Source organism: Pseudomonas fragi (assembly GCF_900105835.1).
In the GTDB taxonomy this organism is placed as follows: Bacteria; Pseudomonadota; Gammaproteobacteria; order Pseudomonadales; family Pseudomonadaceae; genus Aquipseudomonas; species Aquipseudomonas fragi.
In genome coordinates, this window is sequence record NZ_LT629783.1 from 1,383,390 (window position 1) to 1,407,122 (window position 23,733).

Annotated in this window: 25 protein-coding genes; all 25 read right to left on the reverse strand. The window is 59.5% G+C overall.

The features are described from left to right. Window positions 1–2 precede the first annotated feature (2 nt). Entirely contained in the window at window positions 3–743 is a 741-nt protein-coding gene (locus tag BLU25_RS06305; protein WP_016781541.1) for a flagellar motor protein, read from the reverse strand. Continuing rightward, on the reverse strand, window positions 743–1,876 hold the full coding sequence (locus BLU25_RS06310) for a protein-glutamate methylesterase/protein-glutamine glutaminase (protein WP_016781542.1): 1,134 nt from the start codon (window positions 1,874–1,876) through the stop codon (window positions 743–745). Before BLU25_RS06310 ends, BLU25_RS06305 begins: the two co-directional genes overlap by 1 nt. Before the next feature lie 49 nt (window positions 1,877–1,925). After that, window positions 1,926–4,100, reverse strand: a complete 2,175-nt coding sequence (locus BLU25_RS06315; RefSeq protein WP_083369562.1) for a chemotaxis protein CheA — start codon at window positions 4,098–4,100, stop codon at window positions 1,926–1,928. Between the two features lie 64 nt (window positions 4,101–4,164). Next, on the reverse strand, window positions 4,165–4,953 hold the full coding sequence (locus BLU25_RS06320) for a protein phosphatase CheZ (protein ID WP_016781544.1): 789 nt from the start codon (window positions 4,951–4,953) through the stop codon (window positions 4,165–4,167). Window positions 4,954–4,973: 20 nt separating this feature from the next. Continuing rightward, entirely contained in the window at window positions 4,974–5,345 is a 372-nt protein-coding gene (locus tag BLU25_RS06325) for a chemotaxis response regulator CheY (RefSeq protein WP_162939305.1), read from the reverse strand. A gap of 196 nt (window positions 5,346–5,541) precedes the next feature. After that, window positions 5,542–6,282, reverse strand: a complete 741-nt coding sequence (gene fliA / locus BLU25_RS06330) for an RNA polymerase sigma factor FliA (RefSeq protein ID WP_016781546.1) — start codon at window positions 6,280–6,282, stop codon at window positions 5,542–5,544. Then, window positions 6,282–7,109 carry a flagellar synthesis regulator FleN gene (gene fleN / locus BLU25_RS06335; RefSeq protein WP_016781547.1) on the reverse strand — a complete coding sequence of 276 codons (828 nt, stop codon included), beginning with the start codon at window positions 7,107–7,109 and terminating at the stop codon, window positions 6,282–6,284. The genes fliA and fleN overlap by 1 nt, the downstream gene beginning before the upstream one ends. Window positions 7,110–7,228: 119 nt before the next feature. Beyond that, on the reverse strand, window positions 7,229–8,551 hold the full coding sequence (gene flhF, locus BLU25_RS06340) for a flagellar biosynthesis protein FlhF (protein ID WP_083369563.1): 1,323 nt from the start codon (window positions 8,549–8,551) through the stop codon (window positions 7,229–7,231). Between the two features lie 11 nt (window positions 8,552–8,562). Beyond that, a complete protein-coding gene (gene flhA, locus BLU25_RS06345) occupies window positions 8,563–10,692 on the reverse strand; it encodes a flagellar biosynthesis protein FlhA (protein WP_029611494.1) in 2,130 nt (709 codons plus the stop codon). 125 nt (window positions 10,693–10,817) lie between these two features. Continuing rightward, window positions 10,818–11,774, reverse strand: coding sequence for a fimbrial protein (locus BLU25_RS06350; RefSeq protein WP_016781550.1), 957 nt, complete (start codon window positions 11,772–11,774; stop codon window positions 10,818–10,820). A gap of 91 nt (window positions 11,775–11,865) precedes the next feature. Further along, complete coding sequence (locus BLU25_RS06355) at window positions 11,866–12,810, reverse strand: fimbrial protein (RefSeq protein WP_081481048.1); 945 nt, start codon at window positions 12,808–12,810, stop codon at window positions 11,866–11,868. A 38-nt stretch (window positions 12,811–12,848) separates the two neighbouring features. Next, on the reverse strand, window positions 12,849–13,397 hold the full coding sequence (locus BLU25_RS06360) for a fimbrial protein (protein ID WP_016781552.1): 549 nt from the start codon (window positions 13,395–13,397) through the stop codon (window positions 12,849–12,851). 11 nt (window positions 13,398–13,408) lie between these two features. Beyond that, entirely contained in the window at window positions 13,409–13,888 is a 480-nt protein-coding gene (locus tag BLU25_RS06365) for a fimbrial protein (RefSeq protein WP_016781553.1), read from the reverse strand. A 13-nt stretch (window positions 13,889–13,901) separates the two neighbouring features. Continuing rightward, window positions 13,902–14,396: a fimbrial protein gene (locus BLU25_RS06370; RefSeq protein ID WP_016781554.1), complete on the reverse strand. Its 495-nt coding sequence runs from the start codon at window positions 14,394–14,396 to the stop codon at window positions 13,902–13,904. A gap of 9 nt (window positions 14,397–14,405) precedes the next feature. Next, a complete protein-coding gene (locus BLU25_RS06375; protein ID WP_016781555.1) occupies window positions 14,406–15,014 on the reverse strand; it encodes a fimbrial protein in 609 nt (202 codons plus the stop codon). Then, window positions 15,007–15,768, reverse strand: a complete 762-nt coding sequence (locus BLU25_RS06380) for a fimbria/pilus periplasmic chaperone (RefSeq protein ID WP_016781556.1) — start codon at window positions 15,766–15,768, stop codon at window positions 15,007–15,009. The genes BLU25_RS06375 and BLU25_RS06380 overlap by 8 nt, the downstream gene beginning before the upstream one ends. Then, window positions 15,765–18,308: an outer membrane usher protein gene (locus BLU25_RS06385; protein ID WP_016781557.1), complete on the reverse strand. Its 2,544-nt coding sequence runs from the start codon at window positions 18,306–18,308 to the stop codon at window positions 15,765–15,767. Before BLU25_RS06385 ends, BLU25_RS06380 begins: the two co-directional genes overlap by 4 nt. After that, complete coding sequence (locus BLU25_RS06390) at window positions 18,309–18,869, reverse strand: fimbrial protein (protein WP_016781558.1); 561 nt, start codon at window positions 18,867–18,869, stop codon at window positions 18,309–18,311. A 62-nt stretch (window positions 18,870–18,931) separates the two neighbouring features. Further along, window positions 18,932–19,468 carry a fimbrial protein gene (locus tag BLU25_RS06395; protein WP_050901277.1) on the reverse strand — a complete coding sequence of 179 codons (537 nt, stop codon included), beginning with the start codon at window positions 19,466–19,468 and terminating at the stop codon, window positions 18,932–18,934. A 412-nt stretch (window positions 19,469–19,880) separates the two neighbouring features. After that, on the reverse strand, window positions 19,881–21,017 hold the full coding sequence (gene flhB / locus BLU25_RS06400; RefSeq protein ID WP_016781560.1) for a flagellar biosynthesis protein FlhB: 1,137 nt from the start codon (window positions 21,015–21,017) through the stop codon (window positions 19,881–19,883). Between the two features lie 6 nt (window positions 21,018–21,023). Continuing rightward, window positions 21,024–21,806 (reverse strand): flagellar biosynthetic protein FliR, encoded by a 783-nt coding sequence (fliR, locus tag BLU25_RS06405; RefSeq protein ID WP_016781561.1) that lies wholly within the window; start codon window positions 21,804–21,806, stop codon window positions 21,024–21,026. Beyond that, complete coding sequence (gene fliQ / locus BLU25_RS06410) at window positions 21,807–22,076, reverse strand: flagellar biosynthesis protein FliQ (protein WP_016781562.1); 270 nt, start codon at window positions 22,074–22,076, stop codon at window positions 21,807–21,809. Window positions 22,077–22,079: 3 nt separating this feature from the next. Then, window positions 22,080–22,823 carry a flagellar type III secretion system pore protein FliP gene (gene fliP, locus BLU25_RS06415; RefSeq protein ID WP_016781563.1) on the reverse strand — a complete coding sequence of 248 codons (744 nt, stop codon included), beginning with the start codon at window positions 22,821–22,823 and terminating at the stop codon, window positions 22,080–22,082. After that, window positions 22,823–23,257: a flagellar biosynthetic protein FliO gene (gene fliO / locus BLU25_RS06420; protein ID WP_016781564.1), complete on the reverse strand. Its 435-nt coding sequence runs from the start codon at window positions 23,255–23,257 to the stop codon at window positions 22,823–22,825. The genes fliP and fliO overlap by 1 nt, the downstream gene beginning before the upstream one ends. Further along, window positions 23,257–23,721, reverse strand: coding sequence for a flagellar motor switch protein FliN (gene fliN / locus BLU25_RS06425; protein ID WP_016781565.1), 465 nt, complete (start codon window positions 23,719–23,721; stop codon window positions 23,257–23,259). The genes fliO and fliN overlap by 1 nt, the downstream gene beginning before the upstream one ends. Window positions 23,722–23,733 lie beyond the last annotated feature (12 nt).

Consider the following 23,733-nt stretch of genomic DNA (forward strand, 5'->3'; position numbering starts at 1 on the left):
AGTTAACCCGTAAAGCCTTGCAGTTTGAGTTCAATGGAACGCGGGTTCTCGCCCTCGGCAATCGACAGGATGCCTTCGAGCAACATCTCGCGGTACAGCGACTGGCGCATGGCAATCGCCTTGAGCTTGCTGGCAATGGGCAGCAACACCAGGTTGGCGCTGGCCACGCCGTAAATGGTCGCGACAAATGCCACGGCAATGCCGCTGCCCAGTTGCCCCGGGTCGGCCAGGTTGCCCATCACATGGATCAAGCCCATCACCGCACCGATAATGCCGATGGTCGGCGCATAGCCGCCCATGCTTTCAAACACTTTGGCGGCCTCGATATCGCGGCTTTCCTGGGTCAGGTAATCGACTTCCAGCACGCTGCGGATGGTTTCCGGCTCGACGCCGTCGACCAGCAATTGCAGGCCCTTGCGCGAATAGCTGTCGGGCTCGGTATCGGCCACGCCTTCCAGGCCCAGCAAGCCTTCCTTGCGCGCTGTCAGGCTCCAGTTAACCACGCGGTCGATGCCGCCCGTCATGTCGATACGCGGCGGGAACAAGATCCACACCACGGTGTGCATCGCCCTTTTGAATGCGCTCATGGGCGACTGCAACAACGCCGCCCCCACCGTCCCGCCCAGCACGATCAACGCCGCCGGGCCATTGGCCAGGGCACCGAGATGGCCGCCCTCCAGGTAATTGCCGCCGATAATCGCGACAAACGCCATGATGATGCCAATCAGGCTGAGCACGTCCATCAGTGGCAGGCCTCCACCAGATGGCGGCCAATGTCATCCAGGCTGTACACCGCATCGGCCAGGCTGGCCTTGACGATGGCCATCGGCATGCCGTAGATCACGCAACTGGCTTCGTCCTGCGCCCACACCTGGCTGCCGCCCTGCTTGAGCATGCGCGCGCCTTCGCGACCATCGGCGCCCATACCGGTCAAGACCACCGCCAATACTTTGTCACCAAAGGACTTGGCCGCCGAGCCGAAGGTGATATCCACGCACGGCTTGTAGTTCAGGCGCTCATCGCCCGGCAGGATGCGTACTGCACCGCGACCGTCGATCATCATCTGCTTGCCGCCGGGTGCCAGCAGGGCCAGGCCCGGGCGCAGGATATCGCCGTCCTCGGCTTCCTTGACGCTGATGCGACAGAGCTTGTCCAGACGCTCGGCAAAGGCCTTGGTAAACGCTGCCGGCATGTGCTGCACCAGCACGATCGGCGCCGGGAAATTACCCGGCAGCTGCGTCAATACACGCTGCAAGGCCACCGGCCCGCCGGTCGAGGTACCAATGGCCACCAGTTTGTAGGCCTTGCGCTTGGGCGCGCCAGAAGCCGCAACAGGCCCGGCAGCACTGCGGCTGGCAATCGGTGTGGTACGCGCGGGTGCCGGTTGCGCGGCGGGCGCGGCAAAACCGCCCGGCGCAGGCCGTGGCACAGCAGCCGGCGCTACAGGGGCCGGTGCGCTGTAGCTGGACATGCGCCGGTTGCTGCGCGAAATGCTGTGTACTTTTTCGCACAGCATCTGCTTGACCTTCTCCGGGTTACGCGAGATGTCTTCGAAATTTTTCGGCAGGAAATCCACCGCCCCGGCGTCCAGCGCATCGAGGGTGACGCGGGCGCCCTCGTGGGTCAGCGAGGAGAACATCAGTACCGGGGTCGGGCAGCGCTGCATGATATGGCGCACGGCCGTGATGCCATCCATCAGCGGCATCTCGTAATCCATAGTGATCACGTCCGGCTTGAGCGCCAGGGCCTGATCAATCGCTTCCTTGCCATTGGTGGCGGTGCCGATCACTTGAATGGTCGGGTCAGCCGACAGAATTTCCGAGACGCGGCGGCGGAAAAAACCGGAATCATCCACCACCAGGACCTTGACTACCATAAACACTCCGTTAGGCGGTGCGGGGCGTCACTGCCCCCACTCACCAGAATCAAATACGCCGTGATGCGTAGTGCTTGAGCATGCTCGGAACATCCAGGATCAAGGCAATTCGACCATCACCGGTGATGGTCGCACCCGACATGCCTGGCGTGCCCTGGAGCATTTTGCCCAGCGGTTTGATCACCACTTCTTCCTGGCCGACCAGTTGATCGACCACAAAGCCGATGCGCTGGGTGCCGATCGACAGAATCACCACATGCCCTTCGCGCTGCTCTTCATGGGCGGCAGAAGCCACCAGCCAGCGTTTGAGGTAGAACAGCGGCAGGGCCTTGTCGCGCACGATCACCACTTCCTGGCCGTCGACCACATTGGTGCGCGACAGGTCGAGATGGAAGATCTCGTTGACGTTGACAAGCGGGAACGCAAACGCCTGGTTGCCCAGCATCACCATCAGGGTCGGCATAATGGCCAGGGTCAGCGGCACCTTGATGACGATTTTCGAGCCACGGCCCAGGGCCGACTCGATGCTCAGCGAGCCGTTAAGCTGGGCAATCTTGGTTTTCACCACGTCCATGCCCACGCCACGCCCGGACACATCGCTGATTTCGGTCTTGGTCGAGAAACCCGGGGCAAAGATCAGGTTGTAGCAGTCGTTTTCGCTCAGGCGATCGGCCGCGTCCTTGTCCATCAGGCCTTTTTTGACGGCCAGGGAACGCAGGAAATTGGCGTCCATGCCTTTGCCGTCATCGGAAATCGACAGCAGGATATGGTCGCCCTCCTGCTCGGCAGACAGGATCACCCGGCCACAGCTCGGCTTGCCGGCGGCGGCACGTTCTTCCGGGGTTTCGCAACCGTGGTCGACCGCGTTGCGCACCAGGTGGACGAGCGGATCGGCCAGGGCCTCGACAAGGTTTTTGTCCAGGTCGGTTTCTTCGCCCACCAGCTCCAGGCTGATTTCTTTTTTCAACTGCCGTGCCAGGTCGCGCACCAGGCGCGGGAAGCGGCCGAAGACTTTCTTGATCGGCTGCATCCGCGTTTTCATCACGGCGGTTTGCAGGTCAGCGGTGACCACGTCGAGGTTGGACAGCGCCTTGGCCATCTCCTCGTCATGGCTGTTCAAGCCCAGGCGCACCAGGCGGTTACGCACCAGCACCAGCTCGCCGACCATATTCATGATGTCATCCAGCCGCGCGGTATCAACGCGCACGGTGGTTTCGGCTTCGCTGGCGACCGGTTTTTCCGCAGGTGCCGCCGCCGCACGGGCCGGTGCCGGGCGCGCAGCCGCCGCAGCCGGCTTGGCCGGGGCTACTGCCGCCACCACCGTTGCCGAGTCCGCACTGAACTTGCCTTTACCGTGCATCTGGTCAAGCAGGGCTTCGAATTCGTGATCGCTGATCAGGTCGGGGTCAGTACCTGCCTCGGCGGCGCTGGCCGTCGGCGCGGCAGGTGCCTCGCTGGCGGCAGCGGGCAGCGCATCGGTATTGAACGAACCCTTGCCATGCAACTGATCGAGCAAGGCTTCAAATTCGTCGTCGGTGATTTCATTGCTGACGTCAGCAGGCGCCGCAGGGGCTTCAGCGGGCACCTCGGCAACCGCCGCCTGCGTGGAGAACTGGCCCTTGCCGTGCAACTGGTCGAGCAACAGTTCAAATTCGGCGTCGCTGATTTCGTCGCTGGCCGTGCTCTGCGCCGGGGCAACGGGCTCAGGCTCTGCCGCAGCCGCCTTGACCGCATCGAGGGAGTCAAGCAACTGCTCAAATTCGCTGTCGGTGATATCGGTCACCGGCGCTTGCAGCACCGGCGCTGCGACTGGCGCCACCACTGCTGGCGCAGCAGCAGGCTCGGCCAGGCGCGCCAGTGCCGCCAGCAACTCGGGGGTTGCGGCGGTAATCGGGCTGCGCTCGCGCACTTCACTGAACATGCCGTTGACCGCATCCAGGGCCTCAAGCACCACGTCCATCAGCTCCGCGTCGACGCTGCGCTCACCCTTGCGCAGGATGTCGAAGACGTTCTCGGCGATATGGCAGCATTCCACCAGTTCGTGGAGCTGGAGGAAGCCGGCGCCCCCTTTTACAGTGTGAAAACCGCGAAAAATGGCATTGAGCAGATCCGCATCATCCGGTCGGCTTTCCAGCTCGACCAGTTGCTCGGACAACAACTCCAGAATTTCGCCGGCTTCAACCAGGAAATCCTGAAGGATTTCTTCATCGGCGCCGAAGCTCATGTACGTGCTCCTTGAAAAAGGCTCTTCGACGCCGGGCAACAGCGCCCGCACGCCTCTTCAAGACCTAAAAACCCAAACTGGACAACAAATCGTCTACATCATCCTGACCGGATACGACGTCATTACGTGTATCGGCATGAATCTGCGGACCTTCACCCTTGGCCTGGTTTTTTTGCGAATTATTTTCTGCACGCAAGGCTTCACGGTCGTGTTCGATGCCGGCAAAGCGATCGACCTGACTGGCCATCAACACCAGCTTGAGCAGATTGCTCTCCACGTCCGTAACCAGTTGCGTCACGCGCTTGATCACCTGACCGGTCAAATCCTGGAAATCCTGGGCCAGCAGGATGTCCGTCAGATTGGCGGAGACGATATTGTTTTGCGTTTCACTGCGCGTCAAAAAACTGTCAACCCGACGCGCCAGCTCGCGAAACTCTTCGGCACCGATTTCGCGGCGCATAAAACGCCCCCAATCCGCACTCAGTTCCCTGGCTTCCTGGCCCAGGCCATTGACCAATGGCGTGCTGTTTTCCACCAGATCCATGGTCCGGTTGGCTGCCGCTTCCGTGAGTTTCACAACATAAGCCAAACGTTCAGTGGCATCCGTGATCTGCGACACTTCTTCGGCTTGCGGCATGCTCGGATCAATATGGAAATTGACAATCGCGCTGTGCAGTTCGCGGGTCAGCTTGCCGACTTCGCGATACAGGCCGCGGTCGCGGGTCTGGTTAAGCTCGTGAATCAACTGCACGGCATCGCCAAACTGGCCTCGTTCAAGGCTTTCGACCAATTCGTGAGCATGTTTTTTCAGGGTCGATTCAAAATCGGCCTGTGTGCAATCTTTATGCTCCATAGTGCCCCCAAGGCAACCGATCAACCGATGCGTTCAAAGATCTTTTCGATTTTGTCTTTGAGTGCGATAGCCGTGAACGGCTTGACCACATAGCCATTAACACCGGCCTGGGCCGCTTCGATAATCTGCTCGCGCTTGGCTTCGGCGGTCACCATCAGCACCGGCAAGTGCTTGAGTTTTTCGTCGGCACGCACATGGCGCAGCAACTCGATCCCGGTCATGCCCGGCATGTTCCAGTCCGTCACCAGAAAGTCGATATGCCCCAGGTTGAGGATCGGCAACGCGGTGGTGCCGTCGTCCGCCTCGACCGTGTTGGTGAACCCCAGGTCACGCAACAGGTTTTTAATGATCCGCCGCATCGTTGAAAAGTCATCAACGATGAGGATTTTCATGTTCTTGTCCAATTCGACCTCCAAGCAGTCTTTAACGCGCTCATCTGCTGAACGCGTCATTCAATCAATTCGTTTTCAAACACAGCCAGAATCGACTGTGGGAGCGGGCTTGCCCGCGATGCGGACGACGCGGCGTTACTGATTCACCGCGTCGACCCCATCGCGGGCAAGCCCGCTCCCACAGGTATCAAGGACCCTAGTGCGCGCGCCACTGCCCCAAACGTGCCCGCAAGCGTGCCGCGCACTGGCTGTGCAACTGGCTGACACGGGATTCGCTGACCCCCAGCACTTCGCCGATTTCCTTGAGGTTCAGTTCTTCGTCGTAGTACAGCGCCAGCACCAGCCGTTCACGCTCGGGCAAGTGTGCAATCGCATCGGCCAGCGCAGCCTGGAAGCGTTCATCTTCAAGGTCGCGCGACGGCTCCGTATGGGCACTTGCGCCATCTTCATGCAGCCCTTCGTGTTCGCCGTCCTGCAACAGATCATCAAAACTGAACAGGCGGCTGCCCAGGGTGTCATTCAAGATGGCGTAATAATCATCAAGGCTTAACTGGAGTTCGGCCGCAACCTCATGATCTTTAGCGTCACAACCGGTTTTTGCTTCAATTACCCGGATTGCGTCACTGACCATGCGCGTATTGCGGTGTACCGAGCGCGGCGCCCAGTCACCCTTGCGCACCTCATCGAGCATCGCGCCACGGATACGGATACCGGCGTAAGTCTCGAAACTCGCGCCCTTGCTGGCGTCGTATTTACCCGAGACTTCGAGCAGGCCGATCATGCCGGCCTGGATCAGGTCGTCCACCTGCACACTGGCCGGCAAACGCGCCAGCAGGTGGTAGGCGATGCGCTTGACCAGGGGCGCATAGCGCTCGATAAGTTCGTACTGGCTGTCGCGCGACGACTTGCTGTACATGCGGTAACCGCTGGCCGTCATTAAAAGCGCCCCCCTGCCTGCTGCACCAGACGTTCGACAAAGAACTCAAGGTGACCCCGGGGGTTGGCGGGCAACGGCCAGGTATCGACTTTTTGCGCAATGGCCTTGAACGCCAGAGAGCACTTGGAACGCGGGAACGCTTCGTACACAGCGCGCTGCTTTTGCACCGCCTTGCGCACGCATTCGTCGTAGGGCACGGCGCCCACATACTGCAGGGCCACATCGAGAAAGCGGTCGGTGACCTTGGTCAGCTTGGCGAACAGGTTGCGCCCTTCCTGCGGGCTCTGGGCCATGTTGGCAAGCACGCGGAAGCGGTTCATGCCGTAGTCGCGGTTAAGCAGCTTGATCAGCGCATAGGCGTCGGTGATCGAGGTCGGCTCGTCACACACCACCAGCAGCACTTCCTGGGCGGCGCGCACAAAACTGACCACCGACTCGCCGATCCCGGCGGCGGTGTCGATTACCAGCACATCCAGGTTGTCGCCCAGGTCACTGAAGGCCTGGATCAGACCGGCATGCTGCGCCGGGCTCAGGTGCACCATGCTCTGGGTACCCGAAGCCGCCGGCACGATGCGGATCCCGCCGGGGCCCTGGAGCAATACGTCGCGCAGCTCGCAACGCCCCTCGACCACATCGGCCAGGGTGAATTTGGGGGTCAAGCCCAGCAAAACATCGACGTTCGCCAGCCCAAGGTCCGCGTCCATCAACAGAACGCGCCTGCCCAGCTCGGCCAATGCGATGGACAAGTTGACTGACACGTTAGTTTTACCGACGCCACCCTTGCCGCCGGTCACTGCGATCACCTGTACGGGATGCATGCTGCCCATGATCTTTCTTTACCTTGTCTTACTTAGACGCGGCTACATGCGTTGGCTGCGCGTTCCCCAGTGGAACAACACCTTCAGACCAGCCGATGTAGGTACATTGCAACGTAATTTTGACGACCTCAGCCAACCCGTTTGGGCGGGCTGTGGTAGATATCAGCGAACATGTCGGCCATGGCCTCTTCGCTGGGTTCTTCCTGCATTTGCACACTCACTGCCCGGCTCACCAACTGGTGACGCCGCGGCAGATGAAGATCGTCCGGGATCCGCGGGCCATCGGTGAGGTACGCCACCGGCAGCTCGTTGCTGATCGCCAGGCTCAACACTTCGCCCAGGCTTGCGGTTTCATCCAGTTTGGTGAGGATGCAACCGGCCAGCCCGCAACGCTTGTAACTGAGGTACGCGGCCGTCAGTACCTGCTTCTGGCTGGTGGTGGCCAAGACCAGGTAATTCCTGGCCTTGATCCCGCGCCCGGCCAGGCTTTCGAGCTGCAGGCGCAACGCCGGGTCGCTGGCTTGCAGGCCCGCGGTATCGACCAGCACCACGCGCTTGCGCACCAGCGGTTCGAGGGTCTGGCCCAGCGACTGGCCGGGGGCCACATGGGTCACCGGTACATTCAAAATGCGCCCCAGGGTCTTGAGTTGCTCCTGGGCGCCAATGCGAAAACTGTCCATGCTCACCAGGGCGATATTCTGCGCGCCGTACTTGAGCACATAACGGGCTGCCAGCTTGGCCAGGGTGGTGGTCTTGCCCATCCCCGCCGGGCCTACCATCGCAATCACCCCGCCTTCTTCCAGCGGCTCCAGCTCGGGGGTGGAGATCATCCGCGCCAGATGCGCCAGCAGCATCCGCCAGGCCTGGCGCGGCTCTTCGATGCCCGCCACTTGTGCCAGCAGATCACGGGACAACGGCCCCGACAGGCCGATACGCTGCAGGCGCCGCCACAGATTGGCCTGGGCCGGCTTGGCGTCCTGCAACTGGCTCCAGGCCAGCGAGCCCAGCTGTACTTCCAGCAATTCGCGCAAACCGTTGAGTTCATGACGCATATTGTCGAATGCGCGCTGATCGACCGTCGGCGCGGGCGGCGCAGGGGCCGGGCGCGGTGGTTCTTCAAGGGTCGGCTCGATCAACGGCTCGGCAGCGGTCAGCGGCAAACCGGCAAACAACTGGCGGTTATCTCCCGCTCCGGCCTCGCCCTCCCCGCGCATGCTCAACTCGGCCTGGGCCGAGACGATCCGCGACTGGGTCTTGCGCAGCTCTTCTTCCAGCTCAATGTTCGGCACCCGGGGTGCCAGCGCAGACAGCTTGTAGTCCAGGGCCGCGGTCAACTCAACGCCCCCGGCGATGCGGCGGTTGCCAATAATGGCGGCTTCAGCCCCCAGCTCATCACGAATCAGCTTCATGGCCTGACGCATATCGGCGGCGAAAAATCGCTTCACTTGCATAAACCAAACCCTCAGCCGTTAGGGCCTACTGTCGCAACGATCGTGACCTGCTTGTTGTCAGGGATTTCCTGGTAAGCCAGCACATGCAGGTTGGGCACCGCCAGACGGCCAAAGCGCGACAACATCGCGCGTACCGGGCCTGCCACCAACAAGATAACCGGGTTGCCTTGCATCTCCTGGCGCTGAGCAGCGTCGATCAACGAGCGCTGGAGCTTTTCTGCCATGCTTGGCTCCAGCAAAACGCCCTCTTCCTGGCCAACTCCGGCCTTCTGCAAACTATTGAGCAATATTTGTTCCAACCTGGGTTCCAGGGTGATCACAGGCAGCTCGGAGTCAACGCCTACAATGCTTTGCACGATGGCACGGGACAGCCCCACACGCACCGCGGCAACCAAAGCGGCAGTATCTTGACTCTTGTGGGCATTGTTGGCGACGGCTTCGGCAATGCTGCGGATATCCCGTACCGGCACCTGTTCGGCGAGCAAGGCCTGCAACACCTTGAGCAATTGCGACAGGCTCAACACACCCGGCACCAGCTCCTCGGCCAGTTTTGGCGAGGACTTGGCCAGCAACTGCATCAACTGCTGCACTTCTTCATGGCCAATCAGCTCGTGGGAATGTTTGTACAAGATCTGGTTGAGGTGCGTTGCCACCACGGTACTGGCGTCCACTACGGTATAGCCCAGCGATTGCGCCTGGCTACGCTGGCTGACCTCAATCCACACCGCTTCCAGACCAAAGGCCGGGTCTTTGGTGGTAATGCCGTTGAGCGTACCGAACACCTGCCCCGGGTTGATCGCCATTTCGCGATCGGGGTAGATCTCGGCTTCGGCCAGGATCACCCCCATCAGGGTCAGGCGATAGGCGCTGGGGGCCAGGTCGAGGTTGTCGCGGATATGCACGGTGGGCATCAAAAAGCCCAAATCCTGGGACAGCTTCTTACGCACGCCCTTGATCCGCGCCAGTAACTGGCCGCCCTGGTTGCGATCCACCAGCGGGATCAGGCGGTAGCCCACTTCCAGGCCGATCATGTCGATGGGCGTAACGTCATCCCAGCCCAGCTCCTTGGTTTCCTGGGCGCGGGCGGGCGATGGCAGCAGTTCCTGCTGGCGCTTGACCTCCTGCAGAGCCTGGACCTTGACCACGTTCTGTTTTTTCCACATCAGGTACGCGGCGCCACCGGCGACAGCCGCCAGGCTGAGGAAGGAGAAATGCGGCATGCCGGGCACAATGCCCATGATCGCCATGATGCCGGCCGAGACAGCCAGCGCCTTGGGCGAGGTAAACATCTGGCGGTTGATCTGCTTGCCCATGTCTTCGGAGCCTGAAGCGCGGGTCACCATGATCGCCGCCGCGGTGGACAGCAGCAGCGAAGGCAGCTGCGCCACCAAACCGTCACCGATGGTCAAGAGTGCGTAGACCTTGCCCGCCTCACTGAAGCTCATGCCGTGCTGGAAAATCCCCACCGCCATGCCGCCAATCAGGTTGATAAACAGGATCAACAGACCGGCAATGGCATCACCGCGCACAAACTTGCTGGCACCGTCCATGGAGCCGTAGAACTCGGCCTCCTGGGCCACTTCCTGACGGCGCAGCTTGGCCTGGTTCTGGTCGATCAGCCCGGCGTTGAGGTCGGCGTCAATGGCCATTTGCTTGCCGGGCATGGCGTCGAGGGTAAAACGCGCGCTGACCTCGGAGATACGCCCGGCGCCCTTGGTCACCACCACAAAGTTGATGATCATCAGGATCGCAAACACCACGATACCCACTACATAGTTGCCGCCGATCACCACCTCGCCGAAGGCCTGGATCACCTTGCCTGCGGCGGCGTGGCCCTCCTGGCCGTGGAGCATCACCACCCGCGTGGAAGCCACGTTGAGCGCCAGGCGCATCAGGGTGGCGACCAACAAAATGGTGGGGAACACCGCAAAATCCAGGGGCCGCAGGGCGTACACGCACACCAGCAGCACCACGATCGACAGGGCAATGTTGAAGGTAAAGAACACATCCAGCAGAAACGCAGGAATGGGCAACATCATCATTGCCAGCATCACCAGCAGCAGCAGCGGCACACCCAACTGCCCCTGACCCAGGCCGGCCAGACCGCTGCGCGCGGTGTTGATTAACTGAGAGCGATCCAATGACATTGCGACAAACCTTTAGCAAACTTTTGACGCCATATGCGCCGTAGAGCCTGCCTCTGCAAGAAACCTTCCAACTTTGGCAAATGGCCATATGTCAGGCGCGCAGGGCTTGTGCGCGCGAGTCAGGGCAGCATCAGGGTCAGGGTGCCACTGGCAGTAAAGGGCCCGGCGTCAGGAAAGGTGTCCGGTTTTTTGACCAGGGCGAAGGAGACGTCGGTCGAGCCTGTGCTGTTTGTGATGGTGTCCCTGATCTCCCCGCCTGGCCCCACCAGAGCGCTGCTGTCAGGGCGAAACAACAGGACCCCGACATTTTGCTTGCTTGTGGTAACAGCGTGCGGGTGAAACGCAGAAGGTATCGCCTGCCATTTAACGGCAATGGGCGAGTTCACCGCGGGGCCTTCACAGTTGTAGTTCAGCCGGAAATTTTTCTTGAACGGCGTATCGAAGATACTCGTGCCAACGGCTACAGGGTCCACACTGCCAAAATCAATATCAATGGGTAAATTGTTATTGATGACGCAGGTGGAGGGGCTGGAGTCGATGCTATTGCGAGCAATCAGGTTAACGCGCAACTGATACGCGGGATAATCGGGCGAGTCAAAGTTGTATGTCACATTCGCCAAGACAACGGCGAGAAGTGTCCCGGCAGTGATCCTGATGAATTGACCAGGGGCCGAGGGAATAACAAAGTAGACCTTGACCGGCAAATCAACGACCGGGGTCATGCGGTCATGCAAGGCCAGATAACGACCGGCACTTACCGGCCAAGGGTAAAGAGCCCCGAGAATATCCATTCCAGAACTGTAATTCATGACGCCCGGCCCAGGGACAAAACCGCCGGGGTAGGTTGAAAAGTATTGCCTGGAAGAATCAGGATACCAACCCGGAAAGCCATGCATGCACTGTACAGAGTAACCGCTCATGGTCACTTTACCGGCGCTGTTGTCCAGGCGCAGGTCAACCTGCACATCCAGCGGACTGGTTTTCATATCGACCCAGGGGCCGCCATCCACCCGGCAATGAGCTGCATAAGCGTTTTGCATCAACAGCAGTAAAATAAAACCCGTCAGGTATTTCATAGTGATATCTGCCAAGCGCCACACATGATTCAATCAAGTCACACAGTTATTTATATGACGGTATATGACGGTTGCAGGCTGCACCTGCGAATCAGGGCAAACCCATTATCAAGGTCGCACTGCCGGAAAAAGGCCCTGCTGCAGGCAAGCTGCCAGAGCGGCGAACCAATGCAAAGATCACATCGTCCACCCCCGCACTGTTGTAGATATTGCTCGTATACAAAGACTCGGGAGGGACGACGCTGCCATTGCGCAAAAGCCCCACGCCAAGATCATCATTGCTTGTCGCAAGAACGGATGACCAGAAAGATGAGCGCGCCCCCTTTAACGTGATGGTAATGGGTGTATTGATGCCAAAATCGGGACAGGAATACCTCAGCGATACAACTCTTTTGACAGACGTCGCACCGGGACTAGCATCGAGATTTAAAGCATCAACAGGCCCAAAATCAACATCAATCGGCGCATTATCGTTGATCGTGCAGGTGGATGGCTGGAAATAAAAATCATTAATGGCGTATATCCAGAAACTGACCAGATGCGACGGCAGCTGAAGAGTATTATCTAGCCTAAACCACATAATACCCAGCCTATTTCCTGCCTTAATATCAACGTACTTGCCCGGAACCCTTGTTGTATTCACATACATATAAGTATCCAACACCTTAATACCCCCATCACCTGTCATTTGGGCGACAGTCATATTCGGGCCAACTGGATAGTCAAGATGATTCCCGCCAATGCGCAAACCTGTTTGATGCCCAAACAAAACACCCCCTGGAGTCAGCGAATTATCTGATGTCCAAAGATAAAATCTATCGTTTGGCCCACCCCCAACTCCGGGAGGGTATTTACATTCTATCCGATAACCATCCAACTCTATCCTGCCATTTACGGGGGAGGCCCTTACAAAGACGTTCACATCCATATAACGGTTATCTGTCATATTTTGCCAAGGACCTCCATCCACCCGACAATAGATTGCACTGGCAGTATTAGCCAGCAACAGCAACAAAACCCCAACCAAACACTTCATAAAAACCTCAATTATCAAACCCACTTCCAGCCCGAGCGTTATGGGTAATGCAATGTAAACGTCGACGTCGCCCTGAACGTTCCGGCGGCAATTGACTGATTGGCAATGGCCTGCGGTTCACCCCTGATATAAGCCTTGAGGGCAATTGTATTGTTGCCGTTTGCCAGTACTTGCTCGTCACTGGCCTTATTCAGGGGTAATGGCCTGTCAGCAGGGGTTTCGATGCCGATTGCAACGCCGGTAGCGCTACTGCCGCTGTCCAGTGCCAGCAGCCCGGGCAACACAAGGCTTTCGTTGCCGCCGAACGTCACTGTCACAGAGCTGCCGATTGCAGTGTCACAGCCCTCAAGGTGCAGCTGAAAAGGCATGCCGAGGGTGCGCGTGTTCAAGTACAGGTACTTGCTGGATACATCGCGCAGGCTCAACTCCACCGCCTCGTCGCCGGGGCGAAGGGTGCAGGCATCCGCCACCAGCACGCCCCTGAAGCTGAGGTTGTCCGCCGCCTCCAGGGTGCCCGGCAGCAGTAATGGCATGCCCACCAGCAATGCCAGGGCGTACCCATAACCCGTTTTCATTTCAATGTGCATACACCCCCTCCTCACTGGTAGTAGGCCAGCAGCGTTGCCGAAGCCGAAAAACCACCCGGGGCCAGTGTGCTCGCGGCACTTTTGATCGGTACGGCTTCCAGCACGGGTGGCGATGCCGGGTTTATCAGCAGGGGCGTATTCAGGGTGAAAGGCACACCGTTACGCAGAATCTTGATACCCAGGCCGGACACACTGGAGACCACGGCCGATGAATCAAAGGTCGTGGCTACGCCCTGCACCTTTAACAACATCTCCCAGGGCAACGTACCCGCAGAGCAGTTGAGGGTGTAAGCCACGGTTTTGCGGTAATTCACACCGTCGACTTTAGTGACGCCGACATCACCAAAGTCGACGACGATAGTGCCGCCACTGTTGATTGTGCAAGGCGGCGGCTCTATCAGCGTGCCGTCAAACCTGAGGTTTGCCATTGCGCTGCTGCCCAGGGCAAAAGCGCACACTGCAAACAAAACAGACTGTTGCCAGGGTTTCATGTCCGGATCCTTCTTACTGCAGGGCAACCACTAACGTCGCGGAGGCAGAAAATGCCCCGCCCGTCAATGTGCTGCCAGGTTTTTTCACCGGAACGGCCTCTATCACCGGCAAGGTGGGATAGGTGAAGTTCACGGTATTGTTGAGAGGCCAGGCCGCACCGTTCAATAGCAGCTTGATCCCCAGGTCGCTTTTGCTGGTACCCAGGTACGCGCTGCCGAACCCGGCCCCGGTACCCTGCAAGGTGATCTTCATGTTGTTCGAGGGCTGCGGCCCGCACGTGAGCGTATAAGGCACGCCCCGGCGGTAGTTCACACCATCGATGCGGGTTGTCATCAGGTCGTCGCCGAACGGGACATTGAGCGTGCTGCCGGCGTTGATGACGCACGGCGGCGGCGCAAGTATCACCCCGCGAATGTACACACTCACCTGTGCCATGGCCCCTTCGCACAAGGGCAGCAGTGCAGCGCCACAGGCGATGGCCAGGCGCGCCATGAATGGCTTGATCATCGTTTCACCTCATTCATACACAAGCCTGAAATCCAAAGTGGCGCGAAACGCGCCACTGGTCAGCGCAGCACGGGTGCGCGTGGGGCGTACCTGCCAGGTCAGGGTGTCGCTGCCGCGATCCAGGAACAAAGGCTCGCCGCGCGCCCCCAAACGTACGTCGCGGCCAAGGGCATCGGTCAGGCGCAAGCCCATCCCGGTAACGCCCCGCACCTTGAGCAGGCGCGGGTCATCCGGGTCGGCCTGGCCCAGAAAGGCCACGGAAACCACAGGCTGGTAGGCACTCCATATCAGGTTGCCGGTGCGCTCGTTAAGGAGGCTTCCCGAGGCGCGCCGACAATCGACAAAGCGCAATTGAAAGGCCACCGGCGAAGCTTCATCCCCCGGCTGCAACAATTGATTGCGCGGCACACTGCCCAGATCGATGGCCTGATCCGCCGAGGTCATGTCCAGTACACAGGGGGAATTGGTCAACGCGCCCGATACAAGCAGCACGCCACTCATGCCTTCAATCTCCGCATACCCCGGCACGGCCTGCAGGGCCAGCAGCAGACAACCCAGGACCCTGCCCCGACAAGGCATCACAAGGCGCTCCCGGCGGCGCACGGCACTGTCACTCATTGGCCTGGGACGCCTTGACGTCCACCTGGCAGGTATTGCCACTGCACTTGAAAAGCAGGGTCGGACGCCCGCCGTAATCATTCACATAGGTCAATACCGGGGTCGTACCCAAAGCCGCGACGGTTGGCCCCAGCGTCGAGGAAGTGTTGGGGGCGACCATCAGCGGCTCGAAATCCGCCGCTGTCTGATCGGCCTTCGTGCGCCGGGCATCGATCAGCGTGACGTAGTACGGGGTTGGGTTGTTGACCAGGTAGTGCTCGCCTTCACGGGTCAGGGTCAGTTGTTGCTGCCAGGGATCAGCCTGTTCCTGCTGGCCCGGGACGATGGAAGCCGGTCGATAAAATAGCTTGATGCGGGTCTGCAGTGCAATTTGCAGGCTGTTGGCTTTTTCACTGCGGGGCGGGATTTCCCGCAGGTTGAAGTAATAAACCGTCTCCCTGTCCTGGGGCAGCGCCTTGACGGCCGGCAGGGCCTGCACCTTGATCTGGCTGCGTTTACCCGGCTCCAGCCGTTGAACCGGTGGCAGCACGACCAACGGGGTGGTGATCTTGTTGCCCTGCTCGTCTTCAATCCAGCCCTGGGCCAGATACGGCAATTGGGTATTGTTGTTGGTGATATTGAGGCTCACCGCTTCCTTGCTGCCATCAAACACCACACGGGTGCGATCAAGGCCGATGGCTGCATGGGCGTAATCCTGCAGGCCCAGCATAAAAGCGACCAGCATCAAGGGCGTAACGCGAACATCAAGGGTCATGGGGTCTGGTTCTCCGTGTCGGTAAGGGGAGGCATGCCTGGCTGGCAAGGCAGGTCCAGGGCACTGGCCAGCCCGTCAGCCGGCAAGCTGGCAGGCATCAGCAGGGTGCAGCGCTCGGCACCGCCCCAACTGACAACCATCCGCCCGCCAGCCTGGATGCCGCCCAGGTAGACACTGCCACCGTCATTGACGATGCCCGTTTCCTGCTGTTTGTCGTTCTTTACCGTGGCCCCGAACGGCGGGGAGCTGCCATCGGGCAGGCGTAACAGAGCCATCGCCTTGTGGCCGCTGATGACCTGCAGCGTGCGGTAGCCGATGGCACCTTCGGTCAGGGTCAACTGGGTCACAGACTCGGTTGCCTCGATATTCGCCGGCAGGTTGTCCAGATCGACACTGGCTGCAGTGCGCATAAAGCTCGAGACATCCGGGATCACGGCCTTGCCGAACGCATTGGTACGCGTTGGTGAGCCATAACCGCGTACTGGCACGTTGGCCACACCCAAGGTGTCGACCAGCAGCCGGGTACCGCCGGTGCCGGCAGTTCGATGCCCGGCACCGCCGTAGGCCGTCAGCGTGCCGCCACCACGGGCGGACAGGCTCAGGCTGGTGGAGTTGTCTGGCTGCATTGCGGCACTGACGGAAAGGTCGGCGTGATCGCCGGCATGGTTCAAATAGCCGCTGACCGTGTTCTTGCCTGCCGACAGCTGATAGTTGTTGCGCACACCCAGACGATCGCTGAATCGCGTGGAATAGCTGTGCTTGCCATAGGAGCTGCTGGCACTGTTAGTCAATGTCCCCGAGCGCCCCAGCGGCAGGCTGAGGGTCAGGAACAGGCCGTTATTGTTGTTGTTCGTACCGCTGTACTGGTTGCGCTCCTGATTGTGAAACAGGTTCAGCGAGAGACTGATGTTTTTGACCGCGCCCATATTGAAGTAGCGGGCCAGTGAAAGGCTCCAGCGCTCGGAGGTCGGGCGATCCCAGTAGGACTGGTTGCTGTAGTGGAGGTAAGCGCTAAGCCCGGCATCGCGAAACTGCTTGTTGAACGTCGCGACATACAGTGACTTGCTGCCCCCCACAGGGCCGCCGTAATGGCGTGCGTTGAGGTACTCGCTCATGCTCATGTAGTTTTTTTCGGAAAAGCGGTAGCCGGCAAAGGTGACCTGACTGTCGTATTTATCGAAACTTTTCGAATAGCTCAGGCGATATGAGTTACCTGCAAAGCCCTTGTCCTGCAGCGTGGCGCTGGCCCGGGTAACGTCCAGTGACATCGCGCCAAAGGCCAGCAGGTCGCGCCCGGCTCCCAGTGACAGCGCGTTGTAGTTGTTGTCACTGAGCGCGCCACCATACAGCGACCAGCCGTTGCTGACCCCCCAGGAAAACTCACCCGTGCCAAAGGCTCTGCCCTGCCCGCCATCATGCAGCGCGGACGGTCGCCCGCCGGCCAGTTTGAAGCGCACGGTGCCGGGCCGTGTGAGGTAGGGAATGCTCGCCGATTCGACGGTAAAGGTCGTCACGCTGCCATCCTGCTCTTCAACCCGAACATCCAGGGTGCCGGTAACGGCGTCATTGAGGTCGCGAATGCGAAACGGCCCCGCCGCCACCAATGCTTCATAGAGCACGCGGCCTTGCTGGCTGATCACCACCTTGGCATTGGTCCTGGCAACACCAACCACTTCCGGCGCATAGCCACGCAGGTTGGGAGGCAACTGGTTGTCATCGGAGTTGAGTGCAACACCGGTAAAGCGGAAGCTGTCGAACAGGTCCGAATACAGGTAGTTCTCACCCAGAGTCATGCGTGCGCGAATTGACGGCAATGCCCGGTAGAGATAGAAACGGCTCCACTCCAGGCGCTGCTCGCGGTTCATCTGCTCGTCATCGATACGGCCCTGCCAGTCGGCGCGCAACCGCCACGGCCCGGCATTGGCACCGAACGTGCCGTTGCCGGTCAGGTTGGTGCGCCGCGGGCTGTCTTTCTGGCTGATGGACTGCGCGGTCAGGTTGTAATCCATCAGCACGCCCGGCACGCCTTCATCCCAGCGGGCTGGAGGGTCCCAGTTCAAGGCGTTGTATTCAAGGTAGGCCTGGGGCAGAGAGATATAGAGGGTGGAGGTACTTAAATCGCCACTGACCTCCATGCCCGGCAGGCTGCGAATATCCAGGCATTCGCCGGCCTTCCACCAGGCGAGTTCTGCTTCCCGACCCTCCTTCAGGCCAAGCTGACTGACCAGAGCGGGCGCCAGGCAAGCCTGGCTGCCTTTGACGTCATCGTCGGGCGGATAAAAAGCGATGCGTTGCTCGGCCAGCAACTGGGTGTTGATCTGCACCTGCATCGCGTAGGTACCCGGCAAGATGAAGCCGCTGCGGGAAAACTGTGACAAGTCGATATTGCCGCGATCGCTCAGGTCGAGAATGTCAGTGTTGAACTGGATGTCATCGGCAACCACAACGGCGCTGCTTATCGACATCAATCCACCCAAAAAACCACTGCGCAAGATCAGGTTGGCGCCAGACAGCGGGCGCGATGTAAACAACCAATGCATTTAGAAATACTCCAGCCGGAACCGCACCGCAGCGCGGTGCGAGCCAACAGCCATTGGGCGACCATTGCCGACGAGTTGCAGGACATAGCGCAGCTCCTGGTCCTCCCCGGTCAACGGCGTCAGCGCCATAGGCACTCCGGGTTTGCTGTCCTGGCCCTGCATATCGGTAATGCGCAGGGCCAGCCCCTGGGCAGTCCCCCCGGCGGCAAAAAACCGCCCGCCCATATCCGGCAGGCCATCAAACGTCACCCTGACGTGCTGCCAGTCGGGCAAGTAACTGTCCGGGCGAGAAGGATCGGGACGGGTCAACAAGCACTTGACCAGACGCAAAGTGAATGTGCGCGGAGCACTTTCGCCCAACCGAATAAGTTGCCCCATCGGCAGAGGGTCCAGTTCAATCACCTGATAAGCACTGTTTGCATCCAGCGCACAGGCAGACTCAAGAATTTGCCCGTTAAGTGTGATACTCCCGCTACCTTGGTTGTCCCGGGCAACAGCTATCGGACCAAGCCAGACAATAAACGCGCACCCACCAAAGACAGTCGCCAACGTTGAGATCATGTTCACGTCAATCCCCCTTACATCTGCCCTGCTGCCAAATGGTCGGCAACAGGGCAAATAGCTTATTGATAGGCCAGGGCGAAGTTGGTGACGGCATTGAACTGACCCGGCGTGATGGTGCCGGTGGCTTTGCCTTTCATATGGGCGGAAAACAGCAGGGTGTTGTCACCATCCAGAAGCGATTGTGCAGCGGTTGCGGTGCCCAGTGTTATCGGCGCGCCGCTGCCGGTGCGCAGCATGATGCCCGCACCATTGGCTGTACCGGTTATGGCCAGTGCACCGGTTACATCAGTGGAGGCCGCTCCGGTAAACGTGGCCGTTACCGTCTTGGCCGGCGCAGATCCGGTCGTGGCGAAGGTACAGCCGGTGAGCTGGATATTGAAGAATACCGGGTTGGTGATACCACCCGTTGCCAGTTGCGCGCTGGCAACCTGGCCCAAGGGGATGGTCTGGTCGACACTGCCAGGCTCGATGGAGCAGGCCGCCTCCAGTATTTCCCCGTCAAATGTGATCGTCCCGGTTCCCGCCGCCTGAGCACTCGATACAGAAACCGCCAGCAAGGCAATGGATGCCATCGCTGTTTTTAGTCCACCGTTCATTAACAATCTCCCATGCAAACATTTTTAAACCCATAGGTATGGGTCTGCGCTGTTAAGTTGCCCCGGTGCAAAGCAGCACTGCACACCGGGATCACGATCACCCTATTGAAAGAGCGGGGAGAAATTAACAGCCACAGTTTAAAAAAGATGCAGGAACACAACCAACGAACTGTCAGATAGTAACTAGCGATAATCTGGATAATTTTTATAAAAAAGAAGGGCTATTCAAATAGCGCCGTAGGAATTTGCCCGACTAATAGAAGAATTACTTGGTCAACACAATAAAAGCGCAACAACATTTAAAGCATAAAACATATCTAACGCATATTCACACTTTTATATTTTCAATTAAAATCTTTTTCAAGAAAGCCTTTCAAGAATGATCTATTGCAATAACAACAGGTACTGCAATTTACTCGTCACGCCGCAAGTCTGGCGGGATCGGCACGTCCTTGAGCGGGTCCGGGCGCTTGCCCTTGCCGGCCTGGTGCTGGCGGATCTGGTAGACATACGCCAGCACCTGGGCCACAGCCAGGTACAGTCCGGCAGGGATTTCCTGCTCCAGTTCGGTGGAGTGGTAGATCGACCGCGCCAACGCCGGCGACTCCAGCAGCAGGATGTTGTGCTTGGCGCCAATCTCGCGGATTTTCAGTGCCAGAAAGTCGCTGCCCTTGGCCAGCAACATCGGCGCCCCGCCCTTTTCGGGGTCGTACTTGAGGGCTACTGCGTAGTGCGTAGGGTTGGTGATGATGACGTCGGCATCCGGAATCGCCGCCATCATGCGCCGCTGGGACATTTCACGCTGTACCTGGCGAATGCGCTGCTTGACCTCGGGGCGGCCTTCCTGATCCTTGTGTTCGTCGCGCACTTCCTGCTTGGTCATCAGCAGTTTCTGGTGGCTTTCCCACAGTTGCACCGGCACATCCACAGCGGCAATCAGGATCAACCCACAGGCCATCCACAAGGCGCTCCAGGCCACCACTTGCAGGCTGTGAATCACCGCCAGCTCCAGCGGCTCATGGGCGATGCGCAGCAGGTCATCGATGTCGGACTTCAACACCAGCAAGGCCACGATCAGGATGATAAAGAATTTGGCCAGAGCCTTGAGCAGCTCCACCAGCGCCTTGGCCGAGAACATGCGCTTGATCCCCGCCGCCGGGTTCATGCGGCTGAATTTTGGCGCCAAACTGCCCGCGGCAAAGAGCCAGCCGCCCAGGGAAATCGGGCCGACCAGCGCGGCGATCAGCAAGGTAAGCAACACCGGTTGCAGGGCAATCAGGGCGATCTTGCCCGAGTGCAACAGAAATGCACCCATCGAGTCAGGGTTCAGCAACACGTCGCGGCTGAGGCTGAAGTTGTAGCGCATCAGCTCCATCATGTCCTGGGCCAGGGCGCCGCCAAAAATCAGCAAACCCGCGGAACCTGCAAGCATGATGGCCAGGGTGTTCAGCTCTTTTGAGCGTGCGATTTCACCCTTTTCCCTGGAGTCCTTTTTGCGTTTCTCCGTGGGGTCTTCTGTTTTATCGGCGCCACTCTCGCTCTCTGCCATAGCGTTCTACTTCGCCTGTGCCAGTTCGCGTAAAAACTGCAGGGCCTCGGAGGCCAGCGGTTGATACTGGTTGAGAATGTCCGCCATGCTGATCCACAGGATCACCATGCCCAGCACCAGGGTCAGTGGAAAACCGATGGCGAAGATGTTCAGTTGCGGCGCGGCCCGGGTCATCACGCCAAAGGCAATATTGACCACCAGCAGCGCGGTAATGGCCGGCAGCACCAGCAGCAACGCGGCGCCCAGCACCCAACCCAGTTTGTTGGCAATTTCCCAGTAGTGGTTGGTCAGCAATCCGCCCCCCACCGGCAAGGTGGTGAAGCTCTCGGTCAAGACTTCAAACACCACCAAATGACCGTTCATGGACAGAAACAGCAAGGTCACCAGCATGGTGAAAAACTGCCCGATCACGGCCACGTTGACGCCGTTGGCGGGGTCGACCATTGACGCAAAGCCCATGCCCATCTGGATTGCGACGATTTGCCCGGCCACCACGAAGGCCTGGAAAAACAACTGTAGCGACAACCCCAGCAGCGCGCCGATGATGATTTGCTCGGCAATCAACAGCAGGCCGCTCAAATCCAGCGGGTTGACGGTGGGCAACGGCGGCAGGCTGGGCATGATCGCCAGGGTGATGGCCAATGACAGAAACAGCTTGATGCGCTTGGGCACCAGGGTGGTGCCGATGATCGGCATGGTGGTCAGCAGCGCGCCCACCCGGAACAGCGGCAGCATAAAGCTGGCGACCCAGGTACTGATCTGCGCGTCTGTCAGGGCTAGCAGCGACATTTAGCCGATCAACTGCGGAATGCTGCCGTACAACTGCAGGATGTATTCCATAAAGGTCTGTACCAGCCACGGCCCAGCCACGATCAGGGTAACCAGCATCACCAGCAAGCGTGGCAAGAAGCTCAGGGTTTGTTCGTTGATCTGGGTCGCGGCCTGGAACATGGCCACCAGCAAGCCCACCAGCAGGCTGGGGATCACCAGGACCGCGACCATCATGGTGGTCAGCCACAGGGCGTTGCGAAACAGGTCTACCGCCACTTCCGGGGTCATGGGCTAAACTCCGCCGAAACTGCTGGCCAGGGTGCCAATAATCAGCGCCCAGCCATCCACCAGCACAAACAACATGATTTTGAACGGCAGCGAGATGATCAGCGGCGAGAGCATCATCATGCCCATCGCCATCAGCACACTGGCGACCACCAGGTCGATGATCAGGAACGGGATAAAGATCATAAAGCCGATCTGGAACGCGGTTTTAAGCTCCGAGGTCACGAAGGCCGGCACCAGAATGGTCAGCGGCGCGGCATCCGGGGTGGCGATATCGGTACGCTTGGACAGGCGCATAAACAGCTCAAGGTCGCTGCTGCGGGTTTGCGCCAGCATAAAGTCCTTGATCGGCACTTCGGCCTTGAGGATTGCATCCTGGGCCGTGAGTTTTTCGGCCAGATAGGGCTGCAAGGCGTCGTTGTTCACCCGGTCGAACACCGGCGCCATGATAAACATGGTCAAAAACAGCGCCATACCGGTAAGGATCTGGTTGGACGGGGTTTGCTGCAAGCCCAGGGCCTGGCGCAGGATCGAAAAGACGATGATGATCCGGGTAAAACTGGTCATCAGCATGACGAACGCCGGGATAAAACTCAGCGCGGTCATGATCAGGAGAATTTGCAGGCTAACCGAATATTCCTGCTGGCCATTGGCCCCGGTGCCCAGGGTAATCGCCGGGATCGACAGCGGATCAGCCCCAAACGCCAAAGGCGCGGCCAGTGCCAACAACAGTGCGACAACAAAACGCATCAAGGCTTGTCCTTTTGCTGGCCCAGGGCTTCCATCAGGCGGCGGGCGAATTCCGGGGTGGCCGGCTGCGTGCTCTCAGGCAACACCAGCGGCTCCTTGAGCACATGCAGCGGGGTGATGCGGCCCGGCGTGAGGCCGAGCAAGATCTGCTCGTTGCCCACTTGTACCAGCACCAGCCGGTCACGCGGGCCCAGGGCCCGCGAGCTGATCAGCTCGATCAACTGCCCCTGCTGCGGCCCCGCCCGCTGAACGCGGCGCAGCAGCCACGCCAGGGCAAAGATCAGCCCCAGCACCAGCAGCAACCCCAATACCAACTGGGTCAGCTGGGCGCCGACCCCGCCACCTGCCGCCGGTACCGCAGCGGCGCTGGTCACGGGTTCCGCGGCCAGAGCGCTGAGGGGCCAGGCCAGAACAGCAGCCAATAACCGTTTCATTAGCGCAACTTCTTGATACGTTCGCTCGGGCTGATCACGTCAGTCAGACGAATGCCGAATTTTTCGTTGACCACCACCACTTCGCCATGCGCAATCAACGTCCCGTTAACCAGCACGTCCAGCGGTTCACCGGCCAGACGGTCAAGCTCAATCACAGAGCCCTGATTAAGTTGTAGCAGGTTGCGGATATTGATGTCGGTACTGCCCACTTCCATGGAGATGGACACCGGGATATCGAGGATCACGTCCAGGTTGGGGCCGTCCAGGGTCACCGGCTGGTTATTGCGCGGCACGCTGCCGAACTCCTCCATCGGCAGGCGGCTGGAGGCCGGTTTGGTCGCAGCATCGGCTGCCAGCAGTGCGTCGATATCGGCCTGGCCGACATCACCGGTTTCTTCCAGCGCGGCAGCCCACTCATCGGCCAGCGCCTGGTCTGCAGCAGTTGTATCGTGTTCGTTAGCCATAGGGAGTCCTCG

What these genes read in the sequence shown, in the direction of transcription:
- BLU25_RS06315 (WP_083369562.1), bottom strand. Translation starts at nt 4,100, where the DNA reads ATGAGCTTCGGCGCCGATGAAGAAATCCTTCAGGATTTCCTGGTTGAA.
- BLU25_RS06350 (WP_016781550.1), bottom strand. Translation starts at nt 11,774, where the DNA reads ATGAAATACCTGACGGGTTTTATTTTACTGCTGTTGATGCAAAACGCT.
- BLU25_RS06385 (WP_016781557.1), bottom strand. Translation starts at nt 18,308, where the DNA reads ATGCATTGGTTGTTTACATCGCGCCCGCTGTCTGGCGCCAACCTGATC.
- BLU25_RS06355 (WP_081481048.1), bottom strand. Translation starts at nt 12,810, where the DNA reads ATGAAGTGTTTGGTTGGGGTTTTGTTGCTGTTGCTGGCTAATACTGCC.
- BLU25_RS06365 (WP_016781553.1), bottom strand. Translation starts at nt 13,888, where the DNA reads ATGAAACCCTGGCAACAGTCTGTTTTGTTTGCAGTGTGCGCTTTTGCC.
- fliA (WP_016781546.1), bottom strand. Translation starts at nt 6,282, where the DNA reads ATGACGGCCAGCGGTTACCGCATGTACAGCAAGTCGTCGCGCGACAGC.
- BLU25_RS06370 (WP_016781554.1), bottom strand. Translation starts at nt 14,396, where the DNA reads ATGATCAAGCCATTCATGGCGCGCCTGGCCATCGCCTGTGGCGCTGCA.
- BLU25_RS06325 (WP_162939305.1), bottom strand. Translation starts at nt 5,345, where the DNA reads ATGAAAATCCTCATCGTTGATGACTTTTCAACGATGCGGCGGATCATT.
- fliO (WP_016781564.1), bottom strand. Translation starts at nt 23,257, where the DNA reads ATGAAACGGTTATTGGCTGCTGTTCTGGCCTGGCCCCTCAGCGCTCTG.
- BLU25_RS06360 (WP_016781552.1), bottom strand. Translation starts at nt 13,397, where the DNA reads ATGCACATTGAAATGAAAACGGGTTATGGGTACGCCCTGGCATTGCTG.
- BLU25_RS06395 (WP_050901277.1), bottom strand. Translation starts at nt 19,468, where the DNA reads ATGAACGGTGGACTAAAAACAGCGATGGCATCCATTGCCTTGCTGGCG.
- fliN (WP_016781565.1), bottom strand. Translation starts at nt 23,721, where the DNA reads ATGGCTAACGAACACGATACAACTGCTGCAGACCAGGCGCTGGCCGAT.
- BLU25_RS06375 (WP_016781555.1), bottom strand. Translation starts at nt 15,014, where the DNA reads ATGAGTGACAGTGCCGTGCGCCGCCGGGAGCGCCTTGTGATGCCTTGT.
- fliQ (WP_016781562.1), bottom strand. Translation starts at nt 22,076, where the DNA reads ATGACCCCGGAAGTGGCGGTAGACCTGTTTCGCAACGCCCTGTGGCTG.
- BLU25_RS06305 (WP_016781541.1), bottom strand. Translation starts at nt 743, where the DNA reads ATGGACGTGCTCAGCCTGATTGGCATCATCATGGCGTTTGTCGCGATT.
- fleN (WP_016781547.1), bottom strand. Translation starts at nt 7,109, where the DNA reads ATGGGCAGCATGCATCCCGTACAGGTGATCGCAGTGACCGGCGGCAAG.
- BLU25_RS06320 (WP_016781544.1), bottom strand. Translation starts at nt 4,953, where the DNA reads ATGGAGCATAAAGATTGCACACAGGCCGATTTTGAATCGACCCTGAAA.
- BLU25_RS06380 (WP_016781556.1), bottom strand. Translation starts at nt 15,768, where the DNA reads ATGACCCTTGATGTTCGCGTTACGCCCTTGATGCTGGTCGCTTTTATG.
- flhF (WP_083369563.1), bottom strand. Translation starts at nt 8,551, where the DNA reads ATGCAAGTGAAGCGATTTTTCGCCGCCGATATGCGTCAGGCCATGAAG.
- fliP (WP_016781563.1), bottom strand. Translation starts at nt 22,823, where the DNA reads ATGCGTTTTGTTGTCGCACTGTTGTTGGCACTGGCCGCGCCTTTGGCG.
- flhB (WP_016781560.1), bottom strand. Translation starts at nt 21,017, where the DNA reads ATGGCAGAGAGCGAGAGTGGCGCCGATAAAACAGAAGACCCCACGGAG.
- fliR (WP_016781561.1), bottom strand. Translation starts at nt 21,806, where the DNA reads ATGTCGCTGCTAGCCCTGACAGACGCGCAGATCAGTACCTGGGTCGCC.
- BLU25_RS06390 (WP_016781558.1), bottom strand. Translation starts at nt 18,869, where the DNA reads ATGATCTCAACGTTGGCGACTGTCTTTGGTGGGTGCGCGTTTATTGTC.
- BLU25_RS06310 (WP_016781542.1), bottom strand. Translation starts at nt 1,876, where the DNA reads ATGGTAGTCAAGGTCCTGGTGGTGGATGATTCCGGTTTTTTCCGCCGC.